We start from the raw sequence: 19,579 nt of genomic DNA, 5'->3' as shown, positions 1-19,579 counted from the left end.
TTATGCAGGTTGAAAAACAGGGTCAGGATCTTAAAGCGATGGATGGTAAATATGTATGGCATCATATGAAAGGGGCTGAATCCAGCCCTGAAGCAATGGTGATTAAAAACGGGCAAGGAGCATGGATAACGGATGTTGATGGGAATCGTTACCTGGATGGGATGTCAGGTTTATGGTGTGTCAACGTTGGTTATGGCCGCACGGAACTGGCTGAAGCAGCTTACGAGCAGCTGAAGGAACTTCCTTATGCCCCTTTAACGAATAGCCACATACCGGCCATTAAGCTAGCAGAGAAATTAAATGAATGGCTTGGTGGGGATTATGTGATTTTCTTCTCTAACAGCGGTTCAGAAGCGAATGAGACTGCTTTTAAAATTGCGCGGCAGTATCATCAGCAAAAAGGTGAACATGGACGTTATAAATTCATTTCCCGTTATCGCGGCTATCATGGGAATTCAATGGGCGCCCTGTCAGCTACCGGGCAGGCGCAGCGAAAATATAAATATGAACCACTCGCCCCAGGATTTCTTCATGTATCACCGCCAGATTCTTACCGGAATCCAGAGGATGAAAGCGGTGAAAAAAGTGCAGCGGAAATTGAACGTACCATTACATGGGAGTTGAGCGAAACGGTGGCTGCGGTCATCATGGAACCAATCATCACTGGGGGCGGAATTTTGATGCCGCCTGATGGTTATATGAAACGTGTCAAGGAAATTTGTGAGAAAAATGGTGTCCTTCTCATTTCGGATGAGGTCATTTGCGGGTTTGGTCGTACTGGTAAGAAATTCGGATTTATGAACTATGATGTAAAACCAGACATCGTAACAATGGCTAAAGGAATCACGAGCGCTTATCTGCCATTATCCGCTACAGCAGTCAAACGTGAAATTTATGAAGCGTATATTGGCTCAGACGTTTATGACCGCTTTCGACATGTAAATACATTTGGAGGCAATCCGGCTGCCTGTGCCCTTGCTTTAAAGAATATTGAAATATATGAAAATGAAAAACTTATAGAACGGTCTAAGGAGTTAGGTCTACGCTTTCTGCAAGAGTTTGAAGAAATCAAATCTCATCCCTATGTTGGGGATGTACGTGGGAAAGGTTTATTGGTAGGCATTGAACTAGTGGAAGATAAACTTACAAAACAACCAATCGAACTTTCCAAAATCAATAAAGTGATTGCATCATGCAAAGAAAAGGGGCTGATCATAGGTAAAAATGGTGATACAGTAGCAGGTTTCAATAATGTCCTGACTCTTGCTCCCCCACTTAGTATAACTGAAGAGGATTTTTCATTCATCATAACGACGGTAAAGCGAACGTTAGCTGAACTATGAAAATAAGGTGATGGTAAAAAACTGAAAATTCAGCATTTAATCAAGTTTCTGTATATACCTGCTGATACTCACTATTTATTTAAGAAAGATCGCATCCATACTTTGCTTTTTAAACGAGACTGCTGCGTTTAATTTTAGCACCGTTCAGAAATTTGAACGGTGCTTTTGGCAATGATCTAGGAAGAATAAGCGGAAAAGGATTCTATTGCGAACTTAGGGGACATTTTGGAATCGTTTTCCTTGCTTAGTTATAGCGGATGTTCGAAAATGGAATGATAAGGAGTAGCAGAAAATCAATACTATCAGGCAGAAGAGGTGAGGGACATGAATAATGAGGATATAACAAAAAAACTGACATTACATATCCCTGAAATTTTAGGGAGTGGAAATTTTTCTAAGTATGCTGTATTGGTACCGCTTATTGAGAAAGAAGATGGAGTTCATGTTCTTTTCGAAGAGCGTTCACACAAACTGAGAAGGCAGCCGGGGGATATATGTTTTCCGGGCGGGAAAATAGACAAATTGGACCATGATGAACAGGCGGCTGCGCTAAGGGAAACATATGAGGAACTTAATTTGAGAAAAGAAGATATCGATAATGTCTTTCCAATCGATTATTTGGTATCTCCATTTGGGATGATTGTCTATCCATATGCAGGATTTGTTCGTAACCATCAACGGATAATACCTAATCCAGCTGAGGTAGAAACCGTTTTTACGGTCCCGCTATCCTTTTTCATGGAAAAACCGCCAGAGATTTATCATGTCAAATATAAGGTGGAACCGCATGACAACTTCCCCCATGATTTAGTCGTTGGCGGGGAGAATTATAAATGGCAGCCAAAACAGATGGAAGAATATTTTTACTTATTTAATGAACGGGTAATCTGGGGAATGACGGCGAAAATCCTTACCCATTTTATTGAAATTCTTCGTTAGACCCTTCTAAAGGACCTTTTTTTCTCGATGGATTTCTATTAAACTAAAATTATGGTAAAAGTTAGGTTTTAATAGAAGCGGGGGGATGAGTGGATGAAGTATAGTTTTGAAGTACTTGAAAAAGAACGGGAAATGGCAATGGCTGCACTTGTGAACTTCAATGAAAACCGCGAATACTATGATGAAAACAAAGATCAGGAACTTAAGCTAGCATACTATAAAGATGGTTCCTTGGACCGGGAAGGATTGAAGGACCTACTTGTGGCAACCCATAAAAACCAGCTGAACTACTCACCACATCGTCATGTTTACCCTTGGGTGGACTTACAGGAAAATGGCCAGTTGAAAAGTCTGTATTCCGGTAAAGGTATGGATCCTGTACGAGTAATAGAGGAAGATATCCGTATACTAGAATTGGTGTCAAGAGGCATAGAGTCAACAAATACGGAGAACATTCTCGTTAATTGTGAACATGTCGTACCTCAATCATGGTTCGCTAAAAAAGAACCGATGAGGGGGGATTTGCATCATCTATTCGCCTGTGAACCAACTTGTAACAGTAGCCGGAGTAACTATCCATACCATGATTTTAAGGATTATATCCCTGAGAAATCGGCTGCCGGTATAAAAGCGGGTTGCGGGAAATCAGAGGAGGGTAAATTCGAGCCTGAATACGGAAAAGGCATCGTGGCGAGGGCTACTTTATACTTTTTACTCAGATATGAGGGCATCATCGATAGCGGTAGTATTGACCTGGCGCTGCTTATGGAATGGCATCGGCTTTTTCCGGTCAGCACTTATGAAAAACATAGAAACCAGGCTATACATGAAATGCAGGGTAATCGTAACCCATATATAGATTTTCCCGAAATGGCGGAGAAATGGAATTAAAGAAGGATAATAAAAAAGGATTGAAGCTGTGGTACAAGCTTCAATCCTTTTTTATTATCGATTATAAGAATTTTACGCAAACAGGGAAGGGAACTTGAACATCTTTTTGCAATAAAGTTAACTTACCGTCATGTTCATTCCGGGAATATAGTGTCAGGTTTCCTGATTGTTCATTTGAAGCGATTAGGAATTTTCCGCTAGGATCCAATGAAAAATCACGTGGCCAATGTCCTTCGGTAGAAACCAGTTCAACGAATGCCAGTTTGCCAGTTTCTTGATTGATTTGGTAAACGGCAATACTATCATGTCCGCGATTTGCGGCATATATGAATTGCCCGTCATCAGAAATATGGATGGCGCTTCCTTGGTTATTTTCCTTGAAATCTTCCGGAACGGACCGAACTGTTTGTACTTCAGAAAAGCTTCCGGTTTGACTATCGAAGCTCAAAACAATGACTTCAGGTACAAGCTCTGCCATAACATACGCAAATTTTCCGTTTGGGTGGAAGGTCAAATGCCGTGGTCCGCTGCCGGGAGCAACAGATAAGCTGTTTACTTCTTCCAAAACCCCATTATCTATTTTATAGGTTTTTACTTTATCTATTCCTAGGTCGACTACAGCAATGAACCTTTCATCCGGTGTGAACCCGGCGAAGTGAGTGTGCGCTTTTTCCTGACGTTCTTCATTCGGTCCTTGACCCTTATGCTGAACAGTGGATGACACGGGCAAAGGGGTCGCATCGTCAAGAAGCGGATATGATTCAATCACGCCTTCTCCATAACTGGAAGTGACCAAGACCTGTTTCTTGCTGTCGACACTTATATGGCAGGAAGAGCCATTTGGTGTCAGTTGTTTGCCCAAGAAGGTAAGCTCACCTGATTCTTCATTGATCGAATAGGCTGAAACTCCACCGCTGCCCGCTTCTTTTAAAATGGCGTAGAGATTCTTCTTGTCCTGGCTGATGGCGATATAAGTTGGATCGGTTAATTCTGCTGCAAGAACCGGTGTACTGAGTTTTCCTTCTGCTGTATCTAAAGTGAAGCGGTAAATACCTTTGCTGTTTCCTTTTGTGTAAGTGCCTATGTATCCAATTATGGTTTGTTGATCATGTTTTGCCATATTTATCTCCTCCAAGAAAGATTTGTGTTTAATTTTATTTTAACATAGATGATACCCATAATATCCTTTTCCCGGTTTAAGTCGAGTTGGAACCTGATTCATTTAGAAATTACTGGGGTGAGAAGAAAAAAACCCCGACTAGGGGGTTAAATTTTATCGACTGGCTTTGATGCTTCGATAGGAATATGCCTAAACTCAGAAACTGAAAATAAACCCTGATCCGTCAGTTTAATTTCAGGGATGACAGGCAACGCCAAGAATGCAAGTGTAAGGAAAGGGTTGAAATGCCTGTTGGCACCCAGTTTCAATAGGGCTCCATCGATTTTTTTCAATGAACGGACTACATCCATATAATTCCATTCACTCATCAATCCAGCTATCGGAAGGGGAAGTGAAGCGAGTATTTCCCCATTTTGGATTACGGTCAATCCGCCCTGCATTTTTTTGATTTCATTTGCTGCCATAAGCATATCTTGATCATTCGTCCCGGCAATGATCAAATTATGTGAATCATGGGCTACTGTCGTGGCAATTGCACCTGAATTCAAACCGAGCCCTTTGACGATTCCTAGACCTACTTGTTTGGTCATATGATGCCGTTCAATTACAGCAAGTTTTATATGATCAACATGTTTGGAGAACCGGAATAGCCCATCCTGATTAAGTGTAACCGGTTCAATCGAATGCTTTGTAATCAAGCTGTTTGGAGTTATCTCAATAATATTAGCGAACTTATTTTTAAAAGGTATCGCCAAATCACCTTCCGTTATTTCATGAAATTGAACGGAGTGCTTCAACCCGTCGTCAATGACCTGTTCCTTTTCAGGTGGAAAGTTAAGTAAACGATTATTTTGAACGATAAGCTTTCCCTCTTTAAAGACCGAGTGGATGATGACTGAATCAAGATCATCCAATATAAGAAAGTCTGCCTTGTATCCAGGTGCTATGGCACCAGTTTCCTTTAAGCCAAAACATTCAGCTGCATTAATGGTCGCCATTTGAATGGCGGTTATTGGCGGGACACCTGTTTTTATGGAAAGTCGAACGTTGTGATCGATACTACCCTCAGATACAATATCGTCAAGGTGCCGGTCATCGGTGACGAATAAACAACGGCGGGAGTTCTTCTCATTAATAACTGGAATCAGGTTTTTTAAGTCTTTGGCAACGGTGCCTTCCCTGATCATAAGATACATTCCTTTACGCAGTCTTTCTTTTGCCTCTTCCGCTGTAGTGCATTCATGATCCGTTTTAATGCCTGCACACATATAAACATCGAGCTGTTGTTCGGATAATCCTGCCGCATGGCCATCGATGCTTTTGCCTAGTCTATTAGCATCGTATATTTTTTGCAGCATATCCTCCTCCGTATGTGAAACGGCCGGGAAATTCATGACTTCGGCTAAACCGAGCACTCTCGGGTTCTGATAAAACGGCATTAAATCTTCACTTCTTAAGACAGCACCAGAATGTTCAAACTCAGTAGCAGGTACACAAGAAGGCATCATGAAGTAAAAGTCAAAAGGAAGTTGATCGGATTGATCAATCATATATTCCATGCCCATTTTGCCAGAAACATTGGCAATTTCATGAGGGTCTGCAATAATGCTGGTCACACCATGTAAAAGGAGGATTTTTGCGAGTTCCGATGGCCTTACCATCGAAGATTCAATATGGACATGGCCATCAATGAATGTAGGGCATACGAATTTTCCTGTTGCATCTATTTCTGAAATACCCTCATAACGCCCAATTCCAGCAAAAAAACCATCGACGATAGCAATGTCGCCTGTATAGATATCACCATTGAAAACATCTATGATTTGTCCGTTCTTAATGACGCAATCCGCAGGCGTTCTCCCTGCAGCAACGTCTATTCTCCTTTTAAGCAAGTTTTTATTCATATGCGTAACCCCTTTGGCAAAAATATAACCGGTTAATATTTCACTTTTTCAGTATTGGTTTCCCATGTTCGGAATGGTAATTCGTGGTCATTAAAAGTCAGTTGTTCCATTTTTATCGTGCGCTTTTCCATTGGCAGGGCAAGTTCTTGGTATATAAAGTGATCATCAAAGCCAATAAGTGCAGCGTCTTCTTTAGTACATGCGTAATAAATGGCTTTTGGACGTGCCCAATAAATAGCACCGATGCACATGGGGCAAGGTTCGCAGCTAGTGTAAATTTCACAATCTGTAAGCTGGAAGCTGTCGAGATTCCTGCATGCATCACGGATCGCCTGCACTTCGGCGTGAGCTGTAGGATCGTTGGCCGTTGTCACATTATTACATCCTCTGCCTACGACTTTGCCATCTTTAACGATTATAGCACCAAAAGGTCCCCCGTTCTTTGCCACAACATTTTCATATGCAAGCCGAACAGCCATCTCCATGAATTTTACATCCACTAAAAAACACCCCTTCATATATTAATAACCAAAAAGTGTTGATGTTACGTTTATTAACGTAAATATAATAAACAATATACCATATGCATTGGGAAATGGAGCATTGTTTTCTGAAAATAAAGAAAATTCATTTTACGTTAGAATATGACGTGCAATCAAAAGTGGGTTAAAAGAATTTTTACAAATAATTATAAAACTGATATTGTTAGAAGAAAATCATTAGAATTATGAAGGTGATATGCATGGGGTTTTTGGGAGTTCTTTTACCGATATTCGGTATATTTGTTTTAGGTTTCATCGGTCAGAAAAAGTTTAAACTTGATACAAAATCGATTTCCACGATGGCATTATATTTAATGTCACCTTTTCTTGTATTCCGAACTTTTTATTCCGCAGAATTTACGATTAATTATTTTTATCTATTCTTATTCACGATAGTACTTTGTCTTTCTCTCATTCTGGTAGTCTACATCATATCTTTTTTCCGCAATTATACAGTCACTGAAACAAGCGGCATGATATTGGCATCGGCATTCATGAATAACGGGAATTACGGAACACCCGTAATTTTCCTGTTATTTGGAGCCGCAGGACTCGATTATGCAATCATCCTTATGGTGGGACAGCAGTTAGTGATGTGCACGATAGGCATTTATTTCGCAGCAAAGGGCAGCCCGGAAGGTAACGGAGTTCAAACAGCGATTAAAGCAGTATGCCGGATGCCAATTGTTTATGGAGCCATTGCGGGTACAGTATTTCAGTTCGTGAACATACCTTTAAGCAATTCGGTTATGGAAGCTATTAACCTTGTTGCAAATGCAGCGATCCCAACAATCATGATTACACTGGGAATGCAGCTGGCCAACATTTCCCTGAAAAAGATTGCCTATCGAAAGCTATCAGTTTCTCTGCTTCTTAAACTTGCCGTTTCACCAGCCATTGCCTTCCTGTTATCACTTGCCTTACCAGTGGGTGACATGGTCAGGCATATTATGGTCATCGTAGCTGCCATGCCAACGGCGGCCAACACTACGATGTATGCGCTCCAATTCAATACGGAGCCTGAATTCGTATCAAGTGCTACTTTCATAAGTACATCATTAAGCCTGATTACGCTTCCGATCATCTTTTTCATTGTATTATAGAAGATTATGATTCTAATTATATGGGCAAACTTATTATATGCACGAAGCAGAGGATTCCTAGCTGATTAAAAAACGGGATTCGGACAGATTGCATGTATTGCCCTTGATGACCAAAACTTGGGCTAGGTTTCCATAGTTGTTAGTAAACGAACTTAGGGACTTGGATTTATATGTTGATTGGGAAAAGATCTTCAACAATTCATTTATATTAAAGGGTGAGCTTGTTTAACTGGCGTTTACTTTTTTAAATGCTGTATTTGATTGGAGGGATTTTGTGTTCCAGACTAAAATTAAACTGATTAATACTGGAAAGATTGATGCCATTTTAAAGGAAATCGTTCTGAAAACCTATGAAGAAGCCCTAGAAGAAAAACTCTTGCTATGCATGGAGTGCGGGGATGTCGATTTTTATATCGCGTATTCAAATAACGAGGAACTTCAAGATGCGATCAATGAAAACTTTGAAATTGATGAATGTGGGGAAATCATGAAAATAGATGAACATCAGGAGCTTATGGATGATTTATTCGATTATTTCTTGATCATACATAAGGCAAGTGAAATGTTTGATTATTTTCCAGCAGGTCCATATACTCTCGGTGGGGAAATCCGTGAATCGGATACGGATATGCTGGCGCCAAGAGGTTTATATTCAGCGCCATTTGAAGATGCGTTAAAGGAATGATGAAAAAGACAGCAAATGCTGTCTTTTTTTTCGTGCTGATTTACAAAAGCTTGTTGTGCTTACGGGAAATAAATGATTTTTTACAAAAAGAGGGAATGGGTTGGGGGTAAACAGTTTTTACTTATCAGTTTTATGAAATATAGCAATAATATCATGGAATATGATATCATTTTTAACAAATTAAAGTTTATATGGTAATTTTAAGAAAAATTTTATATAATAAAAAGTGTGAATATTGAATATATTATTTAAATTACTAGTTTAAAATAACAATAAAAATGGTCGTTTTACTATAACTCTCGAAATATTGGGAAATAATATTGGAAGAAAGGATTATACATAAAATTTGATTGAGTTAGGAGAATGCTATATTACGCTTTTATAATTCTGATTATTATAAATTTTCAGCTTTGGAAGATTGATTATGGGCGGGGGGCTAATTATGATAGTTTTTGACCGAGTGAATAAGTTTTATGGCGATTTCCATGTATTGAAAGAGATTAATCTTACAATTAAGAAGGGGGAAGTGGTAGTGGTCATCGGACCGTCCGGATCAGGGAAAAGTACATTGCTTCGATGCATTAATCGTCTAGAGACCATTTCGGAAGGTTCCCTTTCCATAAATGGTTCAAATGTAGCGGATAAAAAAACGGACATAAACAAACTCCGTCGGAATATCGGTATGGTTTTCCAGCATTTTCACTTGTATCCTCATAAAACCGTGATCGAGAATATCATGCTTGCACCCAGGAAGGTTTTAGGACAATCCGAAGAGGAAGCGAAAAAGATTGCACTAAAGTATTTGGACAAAGTGGGGATTGGAGATAAAGCGAATTCATTTCCTTCCCAGCTTTCAGGTGGACAGCAACAACGGGTAGCGATTGCCAGAGGTTTGGCAATGGGGCCCGAAATCATGCTATTTGATGAACCTACCTCAGCCTTGGATCCAGAAATGATCGGCGAGGTACTGGATGTGATGAAAGCCCTTGCCCATGAAGGAATGACGATGGTGGTGGTTACGCACGAAATGGGATTTGCCCGTGAAGTAGCGGATCGAATCGTATTCATGGACGAAGGCAGGGTATTGGAAGAGGCATCACCGGCTGAGTTTTACGCCAATCCTCGTGAAGAGAGGGCTCGTTTATTCCTTAGCCGTATATTAAATCATTAAATAAAAAACAGGGGTGAATTGAATGTTGAAGAAAAAGAAATGGTTAAAATTATCTTTGCTATCATTACTGGCTGTCATCTTATTAGCTGGATGCGGCGGGGGGAATGATTCAGACAAGGCTGAAGAGGGTGGAGGAAAAGACAAAGAAAAAGATGTTCTCGCACAAGTGAAGGAAAAGGATAAGATCGTTTTTGGGGTGAAAAATGATACAAGGCTATTCGGACTGAAAAATCCTAAAACTGGAGATGTAGAAGGCTTTGATATTGATATCGCCAAAGCTCTTGCAGCAGAAATCCTTGGTGATGAGAATAAAGTTGAATTTAAAGAAGTGACTTCTAAGACAAGGATGGCCTTATTGAATAATGGTGATATCGATGCGATTGTAGCGACCATGACGATCACGGAAGATCGTAAAAAAGAAGTTGACTTCACTGATGTTTACTTCGACGCCGGACAATCTTTGTTAGTCAAAAAAGGCAGCGATATTAAGGGGATTGATAGCTTAAAAGGGAAAAAGGTATTGGCCGTCAAGGGCTCTACTTCTTCCATAAATATCCGTGAAAAAGCTCCTGAAGCACAAGTTCTTGAATTTGAAAACTATTCCGAAGCGTTCGCTGCACTTAAATCCGGACAAGGGGATGCCTTGACCACAGATGATTCCATCCTTTATGGAATGGCGGATGAAGATCCAAGTTATGAACTTGTTGGCGGTACATTTACGGAAGAGCCTTATGGGATTGCCGTGAAAAAAGGAAATGCTGACTTTGTTGACGAGTTGAATAAAGCCCTTAAGTCACTTAAAGATTCAGGCAAGTACGATGAAATCCATGATAAATGGATTAAACATTAAACAATTTAGCAAATGTATAAGGGAAGCTGACCTTAAATAACATTTGAACATTTGTCTATGAGGATGAGCGTTTTGCTCATCCTTACTAGTTAAAGGAGTGTACGCCGTGCTTGATTTCTCCATTTTAACAGAGAACCTAGATATGTATTTATTAGGCTTTAGAAATACGATCATGTCGAGTTTGATCGCGTTGGTAGCGAGTTTGATTCTTGGTGTGCTAATTGCTATCATGCGGATTGCGCCGATAAAGCCACTAAACTGGCTGGGTACCGCCTATGTCGAGTTCATTCGGAATATACCGTTATTGATCATTACCTTTTTCTTCTTTCTCGGTCTTAAACTAAGCGGTCTATACGCAGGGACATTGGCCTTGACCATTTACACTTCATCTTTCATAGCTGAGGCAATTCGAGCGGGCATACTTTCCGTGCCAAAGGGTCAAATGGAAGCTGCCCGTTCATCAGGTCTGACATATGGGCAGGCAATGAGGCTCGTCATATTGCCACAGGCCGTTAAAATAGTCATACCTCCTTTAGGGAACCAATTTATCAATCTAGTTAAAAATTCTTCCATTTTAGCCGTCGTTGCAGGACTTGATCTTATGTACCACGGGGATTTGATTTCTTCAAGGACATTTGTCGTGTTTGATGTGTACATTTTCGTTGCAGCGTTTTACTTAATACTTACCATTCCTTTAAGTTTTGGCGTTGGTTATTTGGAAAAACGTCTGGCTAGGAGTAATTGAGGGAGGTATATGATATGGATTTTGCAGGTGCCTATACACCAGATAATCTAAAGTTTTTATTAGAAGGATTTTGGGTAACGCTCCAGGTAGCTTTTATATCCATTATTCTAAGTTTCATTATTGGCGGGCTTGTAGGTATAATCCGTTACGCAAAGGTGCCGGTGTTATCACAAATATTAGCTCTGATTGTAGAAACGGTACGTAATTTACCGCTGTTATTAATTATATTTTTTACGTATTTTGCTTTGCCGGAGGTGCGAATTAAACTGGAAATCATTCCGGCAGCCATTGTTGCCTTGACAATTTTCGAGTCTGCCATGCTTTCTGAAGTCATTCGAAGTGGGCTTAAATCGATTGATAAAGGCCAAATGGAAGCTGCCCGTTCATCAGGCTTGAGCTATACACAGGCATTGATACATATTATTCTGCCCCAAGCGCTGCGCCGCATGGTTCCTCCTATTGTCAGCCAATTCATTTCATTATTAAAGGATACCTCTTTAGCTGTTGTTATCTCTTTACCGGAACTGACTCATCATGGCCAAATCATATATGGACAAAGTCAAAAGTACTTAATACCTATTTTGATCCTGGTGGCTCTCATGTATTTCATTGTTAACTATTGTCTTTCTTTGGTAGCCCAGAGACTTGAATTGAAACGAACCTAAGAAAACGACTCAGAAATGAGTCGTTTTCTACTTGTCTACAAAAGGTGGTTGATTGATCTCACCTCGGACCATGGTTATAAAATAAGGCTTGGATATCCTCATGTATTTTTACAATGGTTTGTATAATTTGAACGTAGGGAACTCGCTTTCCGCCCTTGACGCACTTTGCGGGTCTCCCTTGGGCGCGCTTTGCCTTCAGGAGTCTCGTAGCTGCCGTTCCAATCAACTGGAATGTTTTAATAAAAAACTGTAGGATGGTCTCATCCTGATTTCCTGTCACGATTTTCCATAGGAATGATTACCATGATTTTTTCTCATTTATATGGGATGAAACCTCAAAAGATTGAAGAAGTTTGCGACACTCCTGCCGAATTGCTGGCTAGCCAAGACCCTGCTAGAGGCTTGGCAGACAGTCGGCGGAAAGGGAGCGGATATTTGAAATCAACTGGAACGTTTTTTAGAAAAACTAAAGGCAAACAGGCATTCTTCGAATTTGTCTATAGTCTCAAACGATTCAGATAGAGGGTTTTTTACATGTATGAATCCGACCAGGTGCATGATGAATTAACCGGCAGGATAGCTTGGAATATTAGAGATGAATGAGTACACAAAAAAATGAATCTTTTGCTTTTATTAACCGTATATATAAAGGAAGAAAGAAGGTGGAATATATGTCGGAAATCAAACAAAGCAATAGCAAAGCGATTGTAGCATTGATCATGGGGGTATTATCGCTGTTAATTCCATTCATAGGAATCATATTAGGTATTCTAGGTTTAATATTTGCATCGAAGAGTAAACAAGAAATTAAGCTTACTGGTGAATCTGGAAATGGATTAGTGACAGCTGGAAAAGTGTGCAGCATTATTGGAATAATCTTGAATGTTGTCGTGATCCTGATCTTCCTGGTGTTTTTTTATTTCGCAGTTAGTACGGACATAACAACCTATTGAATGTAACTTGACAAACAAAGAAAAGTAAATTAAACCTATAAAAAATGGAAATTCATGTTATAATTAATTTAAAAACCTGAATATTGTATGAAGGGATGATATTTTGACCATTCAAATCTTTGAGTATCCAGCCGTATTCTATTATGAAAAGCACCCGTTGATTATCGATTCTTTTTCCGTTCAAGTTTGTTTCCCGGATTTTAGGCGAGAAGGTATTATTTCTTCCGTTAGCGGTAGGAATCGGGTAGATGCCTTAGCTTGTGCTCAAGAACTGTTGGAAGCCATGGTCGAACATTTTATTCACGATAAAAAAACAATCCCGGATGCAAGTGAAATGGAAAAGGTGAATCTGGATAGGGGAATTAATATTTGTGAGGCTGCACCCTTCAGGATTGAAATAGAAAATATCACATATGAAAAATAAAAAAACCTTGCCGATTAGGGGACAAGGTTTTTATTTTGTATTTTTTTACATTCAATGAACATTTTATAACCCGGAATGTCAAACCAAAATGAGTATATGGTTTACTATTTTTTGAGTTAGCTGAAGTCGAAGGTGAAAATGATTCCACTGCATACTTGAAAAACCATCATTACCTGTAAAAGGAATGATGGTTTTTTGTTTCGCTTGAATCCTTTTAATTATTTTTTATTTTTGGGTAAAGGATATTGCGTTCTTTATAACGAATATGTATAGTATAGGTAACATAGGTAAAAAGTATCAATAGTTATATATTTTGGAGGTGTATGTGTGAAATATTATATAGCATCAGACGAAAAAAATATGAAGCAAGTAAGGTCATTGATCAAGAAATTGACTTCAAAAGGGTTTACTTGTGTGAATGACTTGAATTTAATTACGAATGATGAGAAAAACCAAATAACGGACGACATTGGAGAATATGAAAAAAAGGGGATTGAGGAAGCCGACTTCATGCTGATCTTCCTAACAGCAGGAAAAGGCAATCTATATGAGCTTGGATATGCTTTATCTTTAAATAAGAAAATTATTGTGTATTCACCAGAGAAAGACAATTATCATATTAATAAAAAATCAATATTTCATAATCTGCCCGAGGTTACAATCTGTAGCGGGACCTTTTATAAGCTGGTTAAATTGATACATACGCTTTCTCCGGAAGGATCTGAAAAAGACTCACTGCATCTAAAATGAATGTCAAATGTAAAATTTAAAGGAAACCCTCAAATAAAATTTCTTTTGAACGAAGTGTTTAATGTATTAAAAATGAGGGTAAAGACCATTAAAAAAGGGAGAGGACTGTTTTGGCCATTATTGATATCGACCAATTATTGTCAGCCACTGAAGCGATTGCAGAAGAGTCAGTTCCATTCCATCTTGATACATTTGACATCGATCAACTTTTAGATAAAACGGATTATTGGAATTGGTAAGGAAAAGCATGCCCAGAGAGGATATGCTTTTTTTCTGAGTGAAAAATAACCTGATTACCGGTATGAAAATAATACATGTAATCAGGCAAGTGAGAATATTTTAGATAAAGTTAAAAACGGCGTCCTTTTACGAATCCTAAAATCACAAACATCGCGATGGTACCAATTACAAAAATTGCTTTAATGGATGTTAAGAGAATTTCATCGTACATTTGTATTACCTCCTTGTATGTAATGACAATGCGATTATGATTAGCTGTTGATGTATAAATTATAACATAAAGTCAATAACGGATGGTGGGAAATTAAAGACGATATGGTTAATAATGTATAGTTTGTACATATAAAACATAAAAAAAGATATCCTCTAAACAGTGGATATCGGTAATGAAAATTATTTAAGTCCAAGCGCTTTTTTCGTTTTGGGTCCGACGACCCCATCGGAAGTGAGTTTTTTGGCTTTTTGAAATTTCTTTACAGCAGCTTCAGTATTTTTTCCAAATGACCCATCTACTCCTTTAGTGCTGTATCCAAGTTTAGTTAATCTTTTTTGCAGTTCAATTACTTGGGGGCCACTGCTTCCTTTCTTCAGAGAAACGTTGGTATTTACGGGTAGGCTCACAGATCCGCTCACTTTATATCCATTCGTGGCAGCTATGGTGGCAAATGATTTATTCGAACTGGCAATCAACACTACAGTGTTCATTTTTACCCTATCGTACAGCCATTGAACATCATTGTTATACATACGAATACAACCGGCACTTATATATTTCCCAATGGTGTTAGGATCATTATTGCCGTGTATTGCGTACGTATTTCCTGGTGTATTCCTTGCATTGATCCCCAGCCATCTTTTACCTAGAGGGTTTTTTGGGTCTCCGCCTCTAATGTTGCCTTTATAATAAGGCCGATTCACAATTTTTGTCACTACCTTGAACTTTCCTTCAGGAGTGTAGGATGCTTTCTTTCCTGTCGCCACGCTGAATACCCTCACCAAATTATCATTTTCGTAATAGGCAAGCTGATTATTGGCTTTATTGATGATAATCAGTTGTCTTGATGCCGCATCTGAAGTATTACTGAACCCAACAAAACTAAAAGCGAATATTAATATAAATACAATTAATTTTTTCATTTTTTTCCCCGTCCCTCATTTAAGCAACCTACATTTACACATATACTATCCTATGCATGAAGTGAAGCTAGAGTGACAATTTTTTAAAGTGGGGGTAGACTAAAAATGTGTAATATTAAACCCAGAGCACTTTCTGCTTTTTTGCATACCCAGAAAATGATGGGCACTATTTTTGGCCATATTACATACATTATTGAAGTGAAAGCGGAGGTGGGTAAGAATTGTCACGCCTAAAGGTGGAGGACTATCTAGAACAAGGCATCCATGGTCCAAAAGAAATCAAGCCTGGTGAACGTAGGGAATTTCTGGGCACATTACGTGAGCGCGTCGTCATCGCCCTAAAAAAAAGGCAAGTCTTTGAAACGAATGTATATCCGGAGATAGAGCAAATGATGAAGAAGCATCCCCGTTCAAATTTGTTTTTAAATGGTCAGATGGACTATCAATATTTAGGGAAATATATAAAATTGGCAATGAGTCATAATATTCCTTACAAAATTGTCCTAAACAAAGATCATAACTCCGATTTGGGTTTGGTATTAGCAGAAATTAATGCCATAAACAAAGAAGAAATTTATATCGAGAAGCAATATGATGTCCAGCAAGTTATTAAAAAGAAAAGCTTCAAAGCATTTTTCAAACGCTGTGTTAAAAAATTATTAAACAAACGTTGATAGAATTATCAACGTTTTTAGCTTGTCTACAAAAGGAGGCACGGAATGGTCTCACTCCGAACCATGATTTTAAAACAAAAATAGGTTATCCTTCTTGTTACGGTTTTAAGAAATCAACTGGAACTTTTTTGAGGGTTTGTAAAATTTGAACTTTCATTTCCACTCCAGGCCCTCGCTTTCCGCGGGCGGTCCGGAAGCCTCCTCGGCCGCTCCTTGAACCTGCGGGGTCTCCCTTAGACGCGTTTTTCCCGCAGGAGTCTCGCACCTTCCGTTCCAATCAACTGAATTAGACAATTCTTGATGGTTTTTAACTTTTTAAACCCTCACTAGATTGAAGAAATATGCGGCACTCCTCCCGATTAACTGGCTAGCCAAGACTTCAAAGACGCTTGGCAGACAGTCGGCGAAAAGGGAGCGGATTTCGGAAATCAATTGGAACTTTTTTGAAATAAAAACTGCAGGAAAACCCGCTTCTCATAGAGGTTGACTACAATCTAAAACGTTGAGGGGAGGTCCTTTTTTAAAAAAATACTTCTAATAGGATTACTAAGATATAGCTCCATAATTAAGGTGCGTAGACAACCATACTTGTTTATGTAACCCTTTTCCGTAATCTATAAAACCTCCTGAAATTCCCTATAATTGTTTTTACTACGGAATAAGCGGGGATAGCGATTAAAATGCCAACGAAACCGTATATTGATCCTGCAGCAAGAAGCAATAAGATAATGGTAAGTGGGTGAATGTTAAGCCGTTTTCCCATAATATTCGGTGTAACCAAATGCCCTTCGACCTGTTGAACAACGGTAAGGACAATGAGTACTTTCACTGCCAACCCAATGTCTTGCTGTAAGGCAATGAAAAGGGCAGGGATGATGCTTATTAATGGACCAAGGAATGGTACAACGGTAAAAATCATGGCGAATATGGCTAATACTAGTGCATAATCGAGACCGATAATCAGGTAGCCAATATACATCAAAGTCCCAATGACGATTGATATGATAAATTGACCGATAATATAAGTTGAAAGGGCTTTATCGACGTCTTTTAAAATCGTGTTCCCCTCTGATTCAACATCGTTCGGTATATATTTTAATAGAAATGGTCTTAATTTATCTCCATCCTTCAAGAAATAGAATAAAATGAATGGTGTAATGACCAATACTGTTAATACACTAGTGATCGTGGAAAAAATGGTATTGACATTCACTAATAGTTTTTCCGAGTAATCTTTTAAATGCGTGACCGCTTTTTCTTTTAGAACTTCCATATTAACCATGCCAAAATCATTTTTTTCAATCATAACTTCAGATTCTTTAGAGAATTCCTTGACTTTGCTAGGGAGGTTTTCAGATAATTTTTGAAATTGGTCCACGATTACTGGACTTCCAAAGTAACTTACCATCCCAATTATGCTAAATATAATCAAAAACACGGTGAAGATGCTAGCTGACCTCGGGATAAATTCAGTTAATAAGTTAACGACCGGCCGTAATATATAGTATAAAAGCCCAGCCACAATAATTGGGAAAAACATGGCAGCAATGATTTTTTGTAGCGGCAGTAGAACGTAATCAATCTTACCTAGTAAAAAAATAATTAAAATGATCAAAATGGTCGCGCATGCATATTTGAAAAATGGTTTATTGATCCACAAGACTATCCCCCCTAATTCCATCTCTTACTTGATTCCCTGATTTAGCTTAATGTTAAACTAAATAACTTGTTCAAATGTTTGGTGCAAAACATGTTATAATGATGAATGTTTATCATTCAACTTTAATTCGATTGTAATGTTTCAATTTAGAAATGGTCACAACTGCACGAGCAAAGGTTCCGGAGGGGATGACATAATCCATAAAATCTCCAGATGTGCTTCAGTTCCAAAAGATACACCGTTATGGCCATAAACAAACTAAAAAAAGGCATCATCAAAGGTAAATTCCGTTTAGGGAAGTTTACTAGATAATGCCTTTTGCAAGGTTTTAAATTAGGATATTTTACTAAATGTGTTCGTTACTCCTTGTTTCTGTTTACTTTGCATTTTTTTAATGTCGAGACGCAGCCAGATGGAGATGGCGAATGCTATCGCAATTAATACTGCGAACACGTAGAATACCGGGATGTAGCTGTTCGTACTTTCCCTGATTGCAGTAACCAACATTGGTCCGCAAACCCCGCCTAGAGACCACGTAGTTAAAAGATAACCGTGGATGGCCCCAATTTCCTTAGTTCCAAATAAATCCCCGGCAAACGCAGGGAGATTTGAAAATCCTCCTCCATAACAACTAACGACCAGCAAGATGAGTCCTTGGAACAATAGTGTATTTGTAGTCGTTGGAAGTAAAAGGAACGCTCCGATTTGAATGATGAAGAAAATGACGAAAACATTTGGACGGCCAATATAATCAGATGCTGCTGCCCAGCCAAGTCTTCCTCCTCCATTAAAGATTCCCATAATGCCGACTAATGTTGCTGCACCTGCTACAGACAGACCAACAACGTCTTGAGCCATAGGTGAAGCTACAGAAATCATCATGATCCCTGCACTTGTATTTATCAATTTCATGGACCATAACATCCAGAAGTGTTTAGTTTTAACCGCTTCTTTTGCAGTTAATTGCCTTAGGTCTTTCTTTAGTTCTTTCTTACCGGACTCAATATCTTTCTTCATTCCTTCAGGTAGCCAGTTGGCCTTTGGAGGTGCAATATAGGATGCACCTAAGAACATCAGTATGAAATAGCCTGCTCCTAAAATATAATATGTAGTATAAATGCCAACGGATTCCATAAGGCTTGCAGCTACTGGGGCTGTAATGAGAGCTCCGGCACCGAATCCTAATACTGCCATTCCTGTTGCCAATCCCCGGCGATCTGGGAACCATTTGACTAAAGTGGATACTGGTGAAATGTACCCGATCCCCATGCCAAGTCCACTTAAAACCCCATATGTCAATAGGTAAAGCGGAAGTGAATCGACCATTACTGCTAAACCAGAACCGGCTTGTCCTAAGCCGAATAATACAGCTGCGACCATAGCAGACTTTCTTGGACCATTTTTTTCCACGAATTTACCAAAGAAGGCTGCAGAAGTTCCTGCAAGCGCCATCATTATTGTGAATGCTAACGTTACTTCAGTTTCTGACCACCCCATAGTCTCAACTAAAGGTTTTTTGTATACGCTATAGGCGTATGCACCACCAATGGAAAGGTGAATGGCGATAGCTGATAAAGCGATTAACCATCTGTTTTTTGTCATGTTGTTACCCCTTTTCGTCAAAAATAAGAAAGTTGCATGCGTTTTATCTATAATATATCGTTTTGCATGCGTTTTATCTATCTTGTGGAATAAGTATATAAGATTATTATTTAGTAGTAAACTACTAAATAGAATTTCATGAAAATTTTTCCTCTTTATTCCATTGGATTAAAATTGGGAA

20 protein-coding genes are annotated in these 19,579 nt (G+C 38.9%); 14 read left to right on the top strand and 6 right to left on the bottom strand.

Annotated elements, in window-relative coordinates; translation table 11 throughout:
- The first annotated feature begins 2 nt into the window (after positions 1–2).
- From MKY17_RS15090 to MKY17_RS15080, 3 genes are all read left to right on the top strand, one after another.
- Positions 3–1,343 carry an aspartate aminotransferase family protein gene (locus tag MKY17_RS15090; RefSeq protein ID WP_098369513.1) on the top strand — a complete coding sequence of 447 codons (1,341 nt, stop codon included), beginning with the start codon at positions 3–5 and terminating at the stop codon, positions 1,341–1,343.
- Between the two features lie 324 nt (positions 1,344–1,667).
- Entirely contained in the window at positions 1,668–2,282 is a 615-nt protein-coding gene (locus tag MKY17_RS15085) for a CoA pyrophosphatase (protein WP_098369514.1), read from the top strand.
- Between the two features lie 93 nt (positions 2,283–2,375).
- Positions 2,376–3,173 (top strand): endonuclease, encoded by a 798-nt coding sequence (locus MKY17_RS15080; protein ID WP_098369515.1) that lies wholly within the window; start codon positions 2,376–2,378, stop codon positions 3,171–3,173.
- Positions 3,174–3,234: 61 nt separating this feature from the next.
- Here MKY17_RS15080 and MKY17_RS15075 read toward each other — a convergent pair whose 3' ends face one another.
- The 3 genes from MKY17_RS15075 to MKY17_RS15065 form a co-directional block, all read right to left on the bottom strand.
- Positions 3,235–4,293: a lactonase family protein gene (locus tag MKY17_RS15075; RefSeq protein WP_098369516.1), complete on the bottom strand. Its 1,059-nt coding sequence runs from the start codon at positions 4,291–4,293 to the stop codon at positions 3,235–3,237.
- Between the two features lie 146 nt (positions 4,294–4,439).
- The gene (gene ade / locus MKY17_RS15070; protein ID WP_098369517.1) at positions 4,440–6,197 is read right to left on the bottom strand and encodes an adenine deaminase; all 1,758 of its coding nucleotides are present in this window, start codon (positions 6,195–6,197) and stop codon (positions 4,440–4,442) included.
- A 32-nt stretch (positions 6,198–6,229) separates the two neighbouring features.
- Entirely contained in the window at positions 6,230–6,682 is a 453-nt protein-coding gene (locus MKY17_RS15065) for a nucleoside deaminase (protein ID WP_286176869.1), read from the bottom strand.
- A 257-nt stretch (positions 6,683–6,939) separates the two neighbouring features.
- Here MKY17_RS15065 and MKY17_RS15060 point away from each other — a divergent pair, with 257 nt between their 5' ends.
- The 10 genes from MKY17_RS15060 (at position 6,940) to MKY17_RS15015 (ending at position 14,324) form a co-directional block, all read left to right on the top strand.
- Positions 6,940–7,842: an AEC family transporter gene (locus MKY17_RS15060; RefSeq protein ID WP_098369519.1), complete on the top strand. Its 903-nt coding sequence runs from the start codon at positions 6,940–6,942 to the stop codon at positions 7,840–7,842.
- A 274-nt stretch (positions 7,843–8,116) separates the two neighbouring features.
- Positions 8,117–8,527 carry a hypothetical protein gene (locus MKY17_RS15055; protein WP_098369520.1) on the top strand — a complete coding sequence of 137 codons (411 nt, stop codon included), beginning with the start codon at positions 8,117–8,119 and terminating at the stop codon, positions 8,525–8,527.
- 442 nt (positions 8,528–8,969) lie between these two features.
- Positions 8,970–9,698, top strand: coding sequence for an amino acid ABC transporter ATP-binding protein (locus MKY17_RS15050; protein WP_098369521.1), 729 nt, complete (start codon positions 8,970–8,972; stop codon positions 9,696–9,698).
- Between the two features lie 22 nt (positions 9,699–9,720).
- On the top strand, positions 9,721–10,548 hold the full coding sequence (locus MKY17_RS15045; protein WP_098369522.1) for a transporter substrate-binding domain-containing protein: 828 nt from the start codon (positions 9,721–9,723) through the stop codon (positions 10,546–10,548).
- Between the two features lie 106 nt (positions 10,549–10,654).
- Positions 10,655–11,293 (top strand): amino acid ABC transporter permease, encoded by a 639-nt coding sequence (locus tag MKY17_RS15040; RefSeq protein WP_098369523.1) that lies wholly within the window; start codon positions 10,655–10,657, stop codon positions 11,291–11,293.
- Positions 11,294–11,307: 14 nt separating this feature from the next.
- Positions 11,308–11,958 carry an amino acid ABC transporter permease gene (locus tag MKY17_RS15035; protein WP_098369524.1) on the top strand — a complete coding sequence of 217 codons (651 nt, stop codon included), beginning with the start codon at positions 11,308–11,310 and terminating at the stop codon, positions 11,956–11,958.
- A 671-nt stretch (positions 11,959–12,629) separates the two neighbouring features.
- The gene (locus MKY17_RS15030) at positions 12,630–12,911 is read left to right on the top strand and encodes a DUF4190 domain-containing protein (protein WP_098369527.1); all 282 of its coding nucleotides are present in this window, start codon (positions 12,630–12,632) and stop codon (positions 12,909–12,911) included.
- A gap of 103 nt (positions 12,912–13,014) precedes the next feature.
- A complete protein-coding gene (locus MKY17_RS15025) occupies positions 13,015–13,335 on the top strand; it encodes a hypothetical protein (RefSeq protein WP_076369562.1) in 321 nt (106 codons plus the stop codon).
- Positions 13,336–13,635: 300 nt separating this feature from the next.
- The gene (locus MKY17_RS15020; RefSeq protein WP_311624969.1) at positions 13,636–14,085 is read left to right on the top strand and encodes a nucleoside 2-deoxyribosyltransferase; all 450 of its coding nucleotides are present in this window, start codon (positions 13,636–13,638) and stop codon (positions 14,083–14,085) included.
- Positions 14,086–14,195: 110 nt separating this feature from the next.
- A complete protein-coding gene (locus tag MKY17_RS15015) occupies positions 14,196–14,324 on the top strand; it encodes a hypothetical protein (RefSeq protein ID WP_260398137.1) in 129 nt (42 codons plus the stop codon).
- A gap of 394 nt (positions 14,325–14,718) precedes the next feature.
- Here MKY17_RS15015 and MKY17_RS15010 read toward each other — a convergent pair whose 3' ends face one another.
- Positions 14,719–15,462, bottom strand: a complete 744-nt coding sequence (locus MKY17_RS15010; RefSeq protein ID WP_098369529.1) for a L,D-transpeptidase family protein — start codon at positions 15,460–15,462, stop codon at positions 14,719–14,721.
- Positions 15,463–15,683: 221 nt separating this feature from the next.
- Here MKY17_RS15010 and MKY17_RS15005 point away from each other — a divergent pair, with 221 nt between their 5' ends.
- On the top strand, positions 15,684–16,136 hold the full coding sequence (locus MKY17_RS15005; protein ID WP_260398138.1) for a YueI family protein: 453 nt from the start codon (positions 15,684–15,686) through the stop codon (positions 16,134–16,136).
- Between the two features lie 592 nt (positions 16,137–16,728).
- Here MKY17_RS15005 and MKY17_RS15000 read toward each other — a convergent pair.
- Both MKY17_RS15000 and MKY17_RS14995 read right to left on the bottom strand, forming a co-directional pair.
- The gene (locus MKY17_RS15000; protein ID WP_144527739.1) at positions 16,729–17,796 is read right to left on the bottom strand and encodes an AI-2E family transporter; all 1,068 of its coding nucleotides are present in this window, start codon (positions 17,794–17,796) and stop codon (positions 16,729–16,731) included.
- Positions 17,797–18,129: 333 nt separating this feature from the next.
- Complete coding sequence (locus MKY17_RS14995; RefSeq protein ID WP_098369531.1) at positions 18,130–19,398, bottom strand: OFA family MFS transporter; 1,269 nt, start codon at positions 19,396–19,398, stop codon at positions 18,130–18,132.
- Between the last annotated feature and the right edge of the window lie 181 nt (positions 19,399–19,579).

The organism is Peribacillus sp. FSL P2-0133, assembly GCF_037975445.1.
GTDB lineage: Bacteria > Bacillota > Bacilli > Bacillales > DSM-1321 > Peribacillus > Peribacillus simplex_E.
The sequence above is the reverse complement of the archived record's forward strand: the minus strand, read 5'-3'. Positions and strand labels throughout refer to the sequence as shown.

What these genes read in the sequence shown, in the direction of transcription:
- MKY17_RS15035 (WP_098369524.1), top strand. Translation starts at nt 11,308, where the DNA reads ATGGATTTTGCAGGTGCCTATACACCAGATAATCTAAAGTTTTTATTA.
- MKY17_RS15010 (WP_098369529.1), bottom strand. Translation starts at nt 15,462, where the DNA reads ATGAAAAAATTAATTGTATTTATATTAATATTCGCTTTTAGTTTTGTT.
- MKY17_RS15080 (WP_098369515.1), top strand. Translation starts at nt 2,376, where the DNA reads ATGAAGTATAGTTTTGAAGTACTTGAAAAAGAACGGGAAATGGCAATG.
- MKY17_RS15085 (WP_098369514.1), top strand. Translation starts at nt 1,668, where the DNA reads ATGAATAATGAGGATATAACAAAAAAACTGACATTACATATCCCTGAA.
- MKY17_RS15050 (WP_098369521.1), top strand. Translation starts at nt 8,970, where the DNA reads ATGATAGTTTTTGACCGAGTGAATAAGTTTTATGGCGATTTCCATGTA.
- MKY17_RS15065 (WP_286176869.1), bottom strand. Translation starts at nt 6,682, where the DNA reads ATGGAGATGGCTGTTCGGCTTGCATATGAAAATGTTGTGGCAAAGAAC.
- MKY17_RS14995 (WP_098369531.1), bottom strand. Translation starts at nt 19,398, where the DNA reads ATGACAAAAAACAGATGGTTAATCGCTTTATCAGCTATCGCCATTCAC.
- MKY17_RS15045 (WP_098369522.1), top strand. Translation starts at nt 9,721, where the DNA reads ATGTTGAAGAAAAAGAAATGGTTAAAATTATCTTTGCTATCATTACTG.
- MKY17_RS15090 (WP_098369513.1), top strand. Translation starts at nt 3, where the DNA reads ATGCAGGTTGAAAAACAGGGTCAGGATCTTAAAGCGATGGATGGTAAA.
- ade (WP_098369517.1), bottom strand. Translation starts at nt 6,197, where the DNA reads ATGAATAAAAACTTGCTTAAAAGGAGAATAGACGTTGCTGCAGGGAGA.
- MKY17_RS15030 (WP_098369527.1), top strand. Translation starts at nt 12,630, where the DNA reads ATGTCGGAAATCAAACAAAGCAATAGCAAAGCGATTGTAGCATTGATC.
- MKY17_RS15060 (WP_098369519.1), top strand. Translation starts at nt 6,940, where the DNA reads ATGGGGTTTTTGGGAGTTCTTTTACCGATATTCGGTATATTTGTTTTA.
- MKY17_RS15075 (WP_098369516.1), bottom strand. Translation starts at nt 4,293, where the DNA reads ATGGCAAAACATGATCAACAAACCATAATTGGATACATAGGCACTTAC.